Annotated in this window: 9 protein-coding genes; 4 read left to right on the top strand and 5 right to left on the bottom strand. The window is 63.5% G+C overall.

What is annotated here, in order from left to right:
* Positions 1-2: 2 nt before the first annotated feature.
* From BLW56_RS08235 to manD, 5 genes are all read right to left on the bottom strand, one after another.
* Positions 3-377: a hypothetical protein gene (locus tag BLW56_RS08235; protein ID WP_093510058.1), complete on the bottom strand. Its 375-nt coding sequence runs from the start codon at positions 375-377 to the stop codon at positions 3-5.
* Positions 378-435: 58 nt separating this feature from the next.
* Complete coding sequence (locus tag BLW56_RS08230; RefSeq protein ID WP_256203350.1) at positions 436-933, bottom strand: response regulator transcription factor; 498 nt, start codon at positions 931-933, stop codon at positions 436-438.
* Positions 934-1,030: 97 nt separating this feature from the next.
* Positions 1,031-1,738 (bottom strand): FadR/GntR family transcriptional regulator, encoded by a 708-nt coding sequence (locus tag BLW56_RS08225; RefSeq protein ID WP_093510056.1) that lies wholly within the window; start codon positions 1,736-1,738, stop codon positions 1,031-1,033.
* A gap of 33 nt (positions 1,739-1,771) precedes the next feature.
* Positions 1,772-2,665 carry a DUF4861 family protein gene (locus BLW56_RS08220; protein ID WP_093510860.1) on the bottom strand — a complete coding sequence of 298 codons (894 nt, stop codon included), beginning with the start codon at positions 2,663-2,665 and terminating at the stop codon, positions 1,772-1,774.
* Entirely contained in the window at positions 2,665-3,876 is a 1,212-nt protein-coding gene (manD, locus tag BLW56_RS08215; RefSeq protein WP_093510055.1) for a D-mannonate dehydratase ManD, read from the bottom strand. Before manD ends, BLW56_RS08220 begins: the two co-directional genes overlap by 1 nt.
* A gap of 127 nt (positions 3,877-4,003) precedes the next feature.
* On the opposite strand from manD, the gene BLW56_RS08210 reads away from it, so the two are divergent.
* The 4 genes from BLW56_RS08210 (at position 4,004) to BLW56_RS08195 (ending at position 11,956) form a co-directional block, all read left to right on the top strand.
* Positions 4,004-6,481, top strand: a complete 2,478-nt coding sequence (locus BLW56_RS08210; protein ID WP_093510054.1) for a glycoside hydrolase family 3 protein — start codon at positions 4,004-4,006, stop codon at positions 6,479-6,481.
* Positions 6,472-7,623, top strand: a complete 1,152-nt coding sequence (locus tag BLW56_RS08205; RefSeq protein WP_093510053.1) for a glycoside hydrolase family 88/105 protein — start codon at positions 6,472-6,474, stop codon at positions 7,621-7,623. The genes BLW56_RS08210 and BLW56_RS08205 overlap by 10 nt, the downstream gene beginning before the upstream one ends.
* A 173-nt stretch (positions 7,624-7,796) precedes the next feature.
* Positions 7,797-10,724: a TonB-dependent receptor gene (locus BLW56_RS08200; RefSeq protein ID WP_093510052.1), complete on the top strand. Its 2,928-nt coding sequence runs from the start codon at positions 7,797-7,799 to the stop codon at positions 10,722-10,724.
* On the top strand, positions 10,721-11,956 hold the full coding sequence (locus BLW56_RS08195; protein ID WP_093510051.1) for an alginate lyase family protein: 1,236 nt from the start codon (positions 10,721-10,723) through the stop codon (positions 11,954-11,956). Before BLW56_RS08200 ends, BLW56_RS08195 begins: the two co-directional genes overlap by 4 nt.
* Positions 11,957-11,963 lie beyond the last annotated feature (7 nt).

Genomic DNA, 11,963 nt, shown 5'->3' with positions numbered 1-11,963 from the left:
GATCAACCGGCCTTCGCGAATGTAGCAGCGCCGTCGCCCGAGCGATCGTTGCTGCCTTGGTCGACCAGCTTTGCGGCGGCCGGCTTCACACCCGCCCCGAACATCCGCGTGCCAAGCCCGACTTCCTTCTGCGTCACCGTCAGCGCCAGATGCGCATCGGTAAGCAGCTGACGGACTTCGCCGGCGGCCGCGAGCGCATGTGCGACCTTTGCCATCGCTTCCTGGCCGACGATCGCCGACATGTTGGTTTCGCGGCGCGCGGTGGGCAGCGTCGCGGCAAGCTGGGCGATACGGATCATCGCTTCGTCGATGGCGTCTTCGGCATGGTGCAGGTCGGAAGCGATCTTCTTCGCCGCAGAAACTCGTTGATTCAGCATGTTCTTTTTCCTTGAAAAAGAATGCTACCGGTTCCCCCCCGCAGCATTCGTTCGAGCATCAAGTCAAAACACGACCGAGCCCGACAAGGATCGAATAGAGGGCGGAGAAAGCCAAGATTGTCGCGAATGCGATCAAAATCGGCCAGATTATCCTTTCCATCAACCCGTGCCGGTTGGCCGGCTGGGACGCGGTAGGAAATGGCGAACCTATATCGAATAATCGCCGAAACGAACTGCGCCCCGGATCCGCATCGTCGGACGGGGAAACGTCGCCAAGGTCGATCAATTGATATGTCAAAGGCTGATAAGGGGTAACATGATCGAAGACACCGTTAACCGCCAGGATACGCGCAGCCTCTATCCTGTTAGAAACATTAAGTTTCTTTAACACCCGGCGCACCCGCTCGTCGACCGTGTGCGGCGAGACGTTCATCAGGCGCGCGATCTGCTTGGAATTTTTATGCTCGTAAACATGCCGCAACGTTTCGATCTGCGCGGCAGACAGCAGGCTTATATAATTGTCGGGGTCGCCTTGCACGGGCTTGGAATAGAGCATCACGAGTCGAAATCAAGGTCAGTAGATAGCTAATTTCCCGCCTGCCCCATTCCCGGCCGACCGTGTCGAGTGATTCGGCTGACCAAGGGAAGTTGGCTTAACGGCTCTCCTTAAGTGTCCGATAGCGCAGGATCGATTTTTCGATGTGGCGGCGTGCCGCGCGCCGCGCAGCCACGGGGTCGCCCGCCTCGATCGCAACGACGATCGCCTCATGGTCGCGGTTGATCGTATGGGCATAGCGCTGGTGCTGAACCGGATCGTCGCCCTGCAGGTAGAGCCGCCGCGAGGGGACAAGGCGCACGCCGAGAAACTGGGTGAAGCGCAGAAAATAGGAATTGCCTGTCGCGCTCGCGATCGCCGCATGAAAGGCGGCGTCCGCAGCGACCGACGCATCGACGTCGCTGCTTTCCTCCATCGCGTCGAGCGCATGACGTAGTGCGGCCAGATCGGCATCGGTCCGGCGGCGCGCGGCAAGGTCCGCCATCTCGGCTTCGAACCCCATTCGCATCTCAAGCAGCTTCAAGACATCATCGATCTCGCCGACTTCCTCGGCGGTCACCTGGAAGGCGCGATATTGCGCTCCGTCGGGGACATAGGCCCCCGATCCGCGCCGCGACACGAGCAGGCCGCGCGCCGCGAGGCGCGAATAAGCCTCGCGCACGACGGTGCGGCTGACGCCGAACGTCTCAGTGATGTCTTTTTCGGTCGGGAAACGTGATCCCACGGGCATTTCGCCCGTTTCGATCTGTTCCTCGAAGCGCTGGACGAGATCGTCCGCCAGCGACGCCGCCTTGGTTACCGCCATGGATGCTGCGTTATCATTGCGCCGCGAAACTGGCTAGGGCCGGAAATCAGGCCGCTGCGCATCGACATAGCTATTCCACGCAACCGCGCTCGCAAAGTCGCCTCCGCGATCCCACGCCGCGCCGCTATAATAGACAAACGGCGTGCCCGGCTGGACGCGAACGAGGATCAGATAATTGTCGGCGTCCTCGACGAAGCCGGCAAAGGCAGCCGGGTCGACCATCACGGCCGCCGCCATCCGGCCCTTTTCGCCATCGGCAGGGCCCCACCAGCTCATGCGCGCGTTCGCGCGATCCTGCCGGATCTCGCCCAGCTTGCTCCCATTGATCGGCCGTTTCGAGATTCCGATCCCGACGATCAGTTCGGCCTCGCTGCTCGACGCGATGGTCGAGGTCAGCCGGGTAAAATTCGTCCCCGCCATCAAAGCGAAGCGCCGCGTCTCACGCACCGTGCGCAACGTATCGACCGGCCAGGGATCATAATCGACCGCAAAATCGGCAATGTCTCCGCCCGACTGCAGGATGCGCGGGCGGACATAGTTGCGCGAGGTCCAAAGCTTGTTGTCGTACCAGATGCCGAGCCCGCCGGTTCCACGGCCGGTACCGACATTATAGAAGTCTATGCCCTCGCCATGGTCGGCGTGCTGATCGCCGGTGCGCAGTTGGCGGTCCATGAAGGGCCAGCGCACCCGCTTTCCCCACACGTCGATCCCCGACGACGAGGGCGGCTCGGCTCTTTCGAGCGCGCGGCCATAGATGCGATGCGCGATCCGGTCGTTTTCCCACAGCAGGTCGTCGAAACGATAATCGGCGATCACCACCGCCGCGCGCACCCTCTGCTCTTCCGCTGTTGCCGGCCGAAGCGGTTCATGTTCCTGCCCGGCCGCTGGTACGACCAGCAAGGCAAGCGCCAGAGACGGCAAACGCATCACCAGCTCCACATCGTCCCGTCCTCAAGCCGGTTCACCGGCAGATAGGCGCGGGCATAAGGAAAGGATTCGGCGAGCGCCTCGTCAATATCGACGCCTAGGCCCGGTACATCGCCGGGATGAAGCATGCCGTCCTCAAAGCGCCAGGCGTGTGGGAAGACAGCGTCGGTCTCGTCCGTATGCCGCATATATTCCTGCACGCCGAAATTGGGGATCGCGAGACCAAGGTGCAGCGCCGCCGCCATCGTCACCGGCGACAGGTCGGTCGCGCCGTGGCAGCCGGTGCGGATTTGATAGAGATCGGCGAGCGACGCGATTTGGCGCATATGCGTGATGCCGCCGGCGTGGAGCACAGTCGCGCGAATATAGTCGATCAGCCGGTTCTCGATCAGCGCCTTGCAGTCCCAGATCGACGAGAAGATTTCGCCGACCGCGAGTGGCGTCGTCGTATGCTGGCGGATCAGGCGGAATGCATCCTGATCCTCCGCCGGGGTCGCATCCTCGATCCAGAACGGCCGGTACGGCTCGAGATCCTTGCCGAGCCGCGCCGCCTCGATCGGCGTCAGCCTGTGATGGATGTCATGGAGCAGATGGACGTCCCAGCCCAGCGCTTCGCGCGCCGCCGCGAAAAGTTCGGGCACAACGCGCATATATTTCGCCGTCGACCAGACATTCTCGGTCGGCAGGTCATTGTCGGCGGGCTCGTAAAAATAGCGATCTTTGCTGACGCCATAGGTCGACGCCATCCCGGGCACGCCGCACTGCAGGCGGATCGCCCTATATCCTTGCCGCCGATAATCGAGCGCAGCCTCGATCGTATCCTCGATCGTCGTTCCGTTGGCGTGGCCATAGGCCATGCACCCCTCGCGCGCCGCGCCGCCAAGCAGCTGGTACACCGGCAGCCCGGCGACCTTTCCTTTGATGTCCCACAGCGCCATGTCGACCGCAGCAATTGCCGCCATCGTCACCGGCCCGCGCCGCCAATAGGCGCCCTTGTAGAGATATTGCCAGATATCCTCGATCCGGTGGGCATCGCGTCCGATTAGGCAGGGGACGACATGTTCGGACAGATAGGCCGCAACCGCGAGTTCGCGGCCGTTGAGCGTCGCATCGCCGACGCCGGTCGTCCCGTCGTCGCACTCGATCTTCAGCGTCGTGAAATTGCGACCCGGCGCGGTCAATATCACCCGGGCTGACACGATCTTCGGCATTCCATCCCCTCATCGCCACATCGATTAGTTGTGTGACAACCTTATTGACACTCGCATCAAAAGGAAAGAGATATGTCACCGGTGTCAAGGTAAAAACCCGACCGTTTCACATGGGAGAGATTGAGTGATGCGAAGCGCCTGGCGCGCCCTGACCGTGGCAAGCCTGTCCACGGCAGCGCTGTTTGCAGGCTCCGCGTCGGCGGCCGCCGAGGCCACCGGGGCCGTGCATCCCGAATCCTGGCCCGCACTGGCAGCGCCTGTCACCGACCCCGCCATCGAGCAACGAATCGACACCCTGATCGCGGCGATGTCGATCGAGCAGAAGGTCGGTCAGATCATCCAGGGCGATATCGGCAGCACGACACCCGAAGACGTCGCGACCTATCATCTCGGCTCGATCCTCAACGGCGGCAGTTCGTCGCCCGGCGGCGATGAATTCGGCCCCGCATCGGCATGGGTCGCAGCCGCCGACGCCTATTATGACGCGTCGATGCGCCCGAACGGCAACCTGCCGCGCATCCCGGTGATGTGGGGGTCCGATGCGGTCCACGGCCATAACAATATCGTCGGCGCGACATTGTTTCCACACAATATCGGCCTTGGCGCAGCACGGAACCCGGCGCTGATGGAAAAGATCGGGCAAGCGACAGCGATCGAGATGCGCGTCACCGGGCTCGACTGGACCTTTGCGCCGACGATCGCGGTCGCACGCGACGACCGCTGGGGCCGCACCTATGAAAGCTTTGGCGAGGATCCCGCCATCGCTGAATCCTATGCCGCAGCCCTCGTCCACGGGATCCAGGGACGGCGCGGTGATCCCGACTGGCTCAGGGGCCCGCATATCATCGCGACGGCCAAGCATTTCCTTGCCGACGGCGGCACAGCGGACGGTCGCGACCGCGGCGATGCGAGAATCGACGAGGCCGAACTGATTCGGCTCCACGCCCCCGCCTATGTCGCCGCGCTCAAGGCCGACGTGCAAAGCGTGATGGCCAGCTTCTCGGGATGGAATGGCGTCAAGATGCACGGCAACGTCAGCCTGCTGACCGGCGTTCTCAAACAGCGCTGGGGCTTCGACGGGCTCGTTGTCGGCGATTGGGACGGCCATGCCAAGGTGCCGGGCTGCACCCCGACCGACTGCCCTGCCTCGATCGCTGCGGGGCTCGACATCTATATGGGGCCCGCGAGCTGGAAGGGCCTTTACGCCTCGACACTCGCCGCAGCGCGGTCGGGCGCGCTACCGATGGGACGGCTCGAAGATGCGGTGCGCCGTATCTTGCGGGTCAAGCTGCGCGCGGGGCTTTTCGGGGCAGGCAGGCCTTCGTCGCGCCCCTATGCCGCGCGCTATGATCTGCTCGGCGCGCCCGAGCATCGCGCGATTGCGCGACAAGCGGTGCGCGAATCGCTCGTCCTGCTCAAGAGCAACGGCATCCTCCCGCTCAAGGCCGATGCGCGCATACTCGTGGTGGGCGACGGCGCCGACGATGTCGCGAGACAGTCCGGCGGCTGGACGCTGACCTGGCAGGGCACCGGCACACGGCCCGAACATTTCCCCGGCGCGACATCGATCTTCGCGGGGGTGCGTGACGTAGCGCAGGCGGGCGGCGGCTCCGCCGAACTCGTGGTCGATGGCCGCTATTCGGCAAAGCCCGATGCCGCGATTATCGTATTCGGCGAGGACCCCTATGCCGAGTTTCAGGGCGACCGCGCCGACCTCTATTTCGACGACACGCGCGGCAATCTGGACATAATGAACCGGCTGAAGGCTGCGGGCATTCCCGTCGTGGCGGTCTTTCTTTCGGGGCGCCCTTTGTGGGTCAATCGCCATATCAACGCCGCCGACGCGTTCGTCGCGGCGTGGTTGCCGGGATCCGAAGGCGGCGGCGTCGCCGATATCCTGTTCGGCAAGGCCGACTTCAAAGGCAAGCTCCCCTTCTCATGGCCCGCCGACGCCAGAGGGGCGCCGCTCAATGTCGGCGATGCCGGTTACAAGCCGCTCTATCCTTTCGGTTTCGGCCTGACCCTGACCGACCGCAAACGCGCGCGGGCGCTTTCCGAAGACCCCGGCATTATCGTCGAGCAGCCGCTCACCGGCCCGATCTTCGCGCGCGGCCGGCCGATAGGCACACGCCAACTGCAGATCGACGGAGCGAACGACAGCCCGCAGGCGATCAGCGGCGCCGCCGACAATGGCGCGATCGCGGTGCGCCCGATCGACCGCGACGCGCAGGAGGATGCGCGTGAAATCATCTGGGCGGGCAAGTCGCGCGGGACGTTGATCGTCGCCAATCCGCGCGCAGCCAATCTGTCGGGCGCCGGATCGCTCGCACTGACGGTCGACCTCAAGATCGATCAGGCACCAACCGCGCCCGCGACGCTCGAATTGCGCTGCGGTCCCGGCTGTACCGCGCGCCTCGATATCGGGCCGCGCCTCGCAGCGATCGCGAGCAAGGGCTGGCAGAGCCTTTCGATCCCGCTTTCCTGCCTTCCCGACGTCCGCCTCGACAATGTCACAGCCCCCTTCGCGCTGTCGTCGAACGCGCCGCTGCGCCTCACCCTCTCGTCGATCGCCCTCACGCCCATAAAGGAAACACCATGTCGCTGAGCCTCTTTGCCCTGATGATGAGCAGCCCCGCCGCCGCGGTCGCTCCGGCCGAGCCCGTCATGCCCAAGCCCGCGGTGATACTGGCCGAAACGAAGCGTGTGGCCGACTGGCAGCTTGCGAATCGCACCAACTGGGCGACGATGCCTGCAGCGCGCAAAAGCGTGCAGGAAGTGCGCGACTGGCAGCAGGCGACCTTCTGGATCGCGCTCACCGAACTCGCGAACCGCGATAAGGCCTATGCGAAACCGCTCCTCGACCTCGGCCGCGCCGAAAAATGGCAGATGGGCGACCTGCCGTTTCACGCCGACGACCAGTTGATCGGACAGGCTTGGCTATGGGCAGCACAAAATGGCGAAGGCAGGAAAGCGATTGCGCCGACGCGCGCCTATTTCGACCATGTGCTCGCCAATCGCCCGACGATCGGACTCGAATTCATCCCGGTCGCGCCCGGCAAGGGTACGTCGACCTGCACCGACCGGTGGTGCTGGTGCGATGCGCTGTTCATGGCGCCACCGACGATGCTCCGTCTCGCCAAGGCAACGGGCGACAGGCGCTACGCCGATTTCGTGCATCAGGAGTGGAAGGCGACGACCGACTATCTCTTCGATCCGTCGGAGCAGCTCTATTTTCGCGACAGCCGTTTCTTCGACATGAGCGACGCGAAGGGCCGCAAGCTGTTCTGGAGCCGTGGCAACGGCTGGGTGATGGGCGGTCTCGTGCGCGTGCTGCAGGTGCTCGACAAAAAGGATCCGCAGCGCCCCTATTACGAGAAGCTGTTCAAGGGCATGGCGGCAAGGCTCGTCACGCTGCAAAAGGCCGACGGATACTGGCCCGCCTCGCTGCTCGACAACGACCCCGGCGCCCCGCCCGAATCGAGCGGAACCGCGTTTTTCACCTATGCCTTTGCCTGGGGGGTCGACAACGGCTTGCTCGATCGCGCGACCTATCAGCCTTCGGCCGTGCGCGGATGGGCTGCATTGCAGCGCGCGGTGCAGCCCGACGGCATGCTCGGCTGGGTTCAACAGGTTGGCGATCGCCCCGACAGCGTATCGGCAACGGAAACGCAATTCTATGGCAGCGGCGCCTATCTGCTCGCCGGAACCGCTATGTACGATCTGTCAAGTAAACAGCTAAAACATTGATATAAAAGGAACGGATCATCAAAACCGGCCCGCCTTCGTCCACACGATGCAGGCAATTGACTTACCTTCTCAAAGTTGTAATACATTTCTCAAGTTGTATTACATATAAAAATGACACCGGTATCAAGCGGGTCAGCGTCGCGGACGGCGGCGGCAAAAAAGAGGAGAGGGAAATGAAGTCACCATCGGCCTTGCCGGCCCGCGCAGCCTTGCTGGCCTCGGCGGCGCTTTTCGCCGCCCTGCCCGCACAGGCGCAGGAAGCACCCGCCGAAATCGAAAGCGACCAGCCCGCAGCGGTCGATAGCGGCGACGAGATCCTCGTCACCGGCACCCGCGCAACGCAGCGGAGCTCGATCGAATTCAAACGCGCCGCCGACGTCGTCGTCGACGGCCTCGTAAGCGACGAGATCGGCGCGACCCCCGACAACTCGGTTGGCGACACACTCGAACGTATCGTCGGCGTCTCGGCCGACCGCTTCAAGGGCAATGCCAACGAGCTGTCGGTGCGCGGCCTCGGCCCGACGCTCAGCTTCTCGACCTTCAACGGGCGCGAGGTGTCGACTGCGGGCCCCGACCGCTCGGTCGCGTTCCAGCAATTCCCGTCGGAACTCGTCAACGGCGTGCTCGTCTATAAATCGCAGCGCGCCGACTTCCTCGAAGGCGGCGTCGGCGGAATTATCGAGCTCAAGTCGATGAAGCCGCTCGACTATGGCAAGCGCCGCGTCCAGTTCGAGGTGCGCGGCGATTTCCAGCCGCAGGACAATGACGTCTATCAGCACGACGGCCTCGGTTATCGCGCCAACTTCTCTTACACCGACCAGTTCTCGACCGGGCTTGGCGATATCGGCATATCGATCGGTTACCAGCGGCAGGACACGACCGCGCCCGAGGATTATTACAACGCCAATTCGACTTTCCAGCTCTGCAACACCTCGGCGAACAACCCCTTCCAGCTGACCGGAACGACGGCGGTACAGACGGGCGCCGGCGCCAACCAGAATTGTACCTTCGCCACAGGGCCGCGCAGCGCCGGTACACCGCCGGTGCTGGTCGGCGAGACCCGCGGCGATGCCTATTTCGCCAATTCGTCGCGCAGCTTCCGGACCCAAACCACGTCGGAAGTGCGCGACGGGCTGATCGGCGCGATCCAGTGGCGCCCCTCGCCCGATTTCGAGATTGCCCTCGACGGCCAATATTCGAAGCGCAACAGTCTCGAGGACCGCAACGTCCTTGGCATTACCGAGGGACTGCGCGGGGTCCAGCCGCTGATCATCGGCAATGGCAGCAACGGCTATTCGCCCGGCGCCCTCATCAGCTATCGCGGCAATTCGAACCTTGAAAACCAGCTCGAAATGCGGCGCCGCGTCGAGGAATATCTTGGCGGTGGGCTCAGCCTGATCTGGTCGCCCGACCGCTGGAACGTCGCCTTCGACGCCTCCTATTCGAACAGCCATCGCACCGAAACGCAGAAACAGACGCGCATGCGCTCGACGCGCCGCGTCGGCTACACGCTGACCTATGAGGGCGACGATGTCGTGCCGGTCGTCGAGTTCGACAATTTCGATATCACCGACCCCAACCTCTTCCTCGCGACCGCGAACAATGCCGTCTATGCGCGCAACCGCTTCGTCACCGACCGCAAGGATCGGATATGGGCCGCACGGCTCGACATCGACCGCGAACTCGACGGCTTCATCACCAGCGTGAAATTCGGCGGGCGCGTGTCGGATCACCAGCGCACCAACGACAATGCGCGCAACAACGATCTCAACACCATTCCTGGCACCCCGGCACAGGTCACCGCGCTGATCACCCAAGCAAACCAGAACTGCCGCGTCCCCTTCACCACCACCAGCTACATGCGCGGCATGGGCACGAACGTCACCAAATGGGCGACGTTCGATAACGACTGCCTGTTCCGTACTTTCGCCGGTTCGGATGACGCATTGCCCTATCCCGCCGACGGCCGCGACCCCAGCGACATCGACGTCACCGAGCGCATCTATGCCGCATATGCGATGGCCAATTTCGCGTCGGATGCGGGCAGCGTGCCGTTCAGCGGCAATATCGGCCTGCGCTGGGTCAAGACCGACATCACCTCGATCGGTTTTCGCCAGCCCTATCGCATCGTGATCGACACCGTCGGCGACACCTATTCGATCGGCGTCGATCCGGCAGGCCAGCTCCAGACCAACAAAGCCAAGGGCAGCTATAATTATTTCCTGCCGTCGGCGAATATCGCCTTCGAACTCTCGCAGCAGGTCAAACTCCGCCTCGCCGCCTATCGCGCCATCGCGCGGTCGGGGATCGAAAGCTTCGGCGCGGGGGTGAACCTCAACCCGACGACGTCGGCGACGGGCGTCGACAACATCATCTTCAACGCGACCACCGGCAACCCGAACCTCAAGCCGTTGCGCGCATGGAACCTCGACGCCAGCCTCGAACTTTACGCGTCGCAGGACACGCTGATCTCGGTCGCGGGCTATTATAAATGGGCAAAGGGTACGGTGATCGGCCGCTCCGAACCGATCCCGTCGGACATCACCGTCACCACGATCCGCGATGGCGGCACACCGGTGACCGAGACCTTCACGATCAACCCCGTCGCACCCTCGAACGACCTCGAGACGCGGCATCTGTATGGCATCGAAGCGACCGCGAGCCATGCCTTCACCTGGCTGCCCGACCCGCTCGATGGCTTCGGCGTGCAGGGATCGGTCAACCGCGCCTTTGCCAATTTCGAATATCCCGACACCTCGCCGATCGCCGACTATGTCGATCCGGCGAACCTCATCGGCCTGTCGAAATGGACCGCGAGCGGATCGGTGTGGTTCGAAAAATGGGGCCTCTCGCTCCGCGCGAACCTTCGTTACCGCTCGGGTTATTACAAGCCGAATGGCGGCACCAATCGCGAGATCCGCGGCGGCACCTACCTCAACCTGTCGGCACAGTACGACATCACCAAAAATGTCCAGCTCAAGCTGCAGGCGCTCAACGTCACGAACACGCAGGATATCATGTACAAGGGCGGATACGACAGCATCGCCGAGGTATCGCGCAGCGGCCCGCAATATTTCTTCGGCTTCCGGGTCCGCCTGTGAAGCGAACGACTTTAGCCCGACTCCCTTGGGCTATACTGGCCGCCGCCGCGTATTTTCCATCCGCGGCGGCGGCTTTTTCCCCGGCTCCCGCCTGTCAGGCGAGCGACGGCTATGCGGCATCGTTCGATGGGCGCCGCACCTTCTCGCTGCACCCGGACGATCTCGAAGCGATCAAGACGGCGCTGCCGAACGATCCGGCGATCAAAGCGGCTTACGACGAACTGATCCGGCGCGCCGACAAGGCACTCGCGGCGAAATCCGCCTCGGTGATGGACAAGCGCAGCATCCCCGTTTCGGGCGACCGCCACGACTATGTCAGCCTTGCGCGTTACTGGTGGCCGAACCCGGCAAACCCCAAGGGCGCTTATGTCCGCCGCGACGGCGACACCAACCCCGACGTCGAAAGCAATCGTTTCGATCGCACGGCGCTGAGCCGCATGGCGCGCGACGCGGACACGCTCGCACTCGCTTTCTATTACAGTGGCGAGCGCAAATATGCCGAGGGCGCGGCGCGCGTGATCCGCACATGGTTCCTCGATCCGGGGACCGCCATGAACCCGCATATGAATTTTGCGCAGGCGGTGCCGGGCGTCTCGAATGGCCGCGCCGAGGGCGTGCTCGATGGAGCCAGCTTCATCGGGGTGATCGACGCCGCAGGGCTGATCGCCCCGTCGGGCGCGCTGACGCCGGACGAGACCCGCGCGCTTGAAAGCTGGTTCGCGCGCTATCTCGACTGGATGCTGAAGAGCGCCAACGGCAAGGCGGAGGGCAAGGCATCGAACAACCACGGCCTGTGGTACGATGCGCAGGTTGCACGCTTCGCATTATTCGCGCGCAAACCGGAGATCGCGCGCAGGATCGCCCTCGCCTTTCCAAAAGCGCGGATCGCGCAGCAGGTCGACGCGTCCGGCGCCCTGCCCAAAGAGCTGGCGCGCACACGCAGCTTCCATTATTCGCTCTATGCGCTCGATGCCGCCTATATAGTTGCCGACAGCGCGGCATGCCTTGGCATCGACCTCTATCGCACCGTCGAAAAAGGGCGTTCGCTGCGCGGGGCGACCGATTATGTCGCTGCCTATCGCGGCCGGGGGGCCAGCTGGCCTCACAAGGAACAGGGCTGGCCCGCCGACATGCTCGACGAGTTGCTCGTTCGCGCCGACGACGCCTGGGGCCCCAGTGCCTATCCACGCACGATCAGCGGCGACCTGTTGCTGCGCCATCGCATCCGATAAGGACAGG

The sequence above is a fragment of the Sphingopyxis sp. YR583 genome (assembly GCF_900108295.1).
Lineage (GTDB): Bacteria > Pseudomonadota > Alphaproteobacteria > Sphingomonadales > Sphingomonadaceae > Sphingopyxis.
This window is presented reverse-complemented; position numbering and strand designations above follow the sequence as displayed.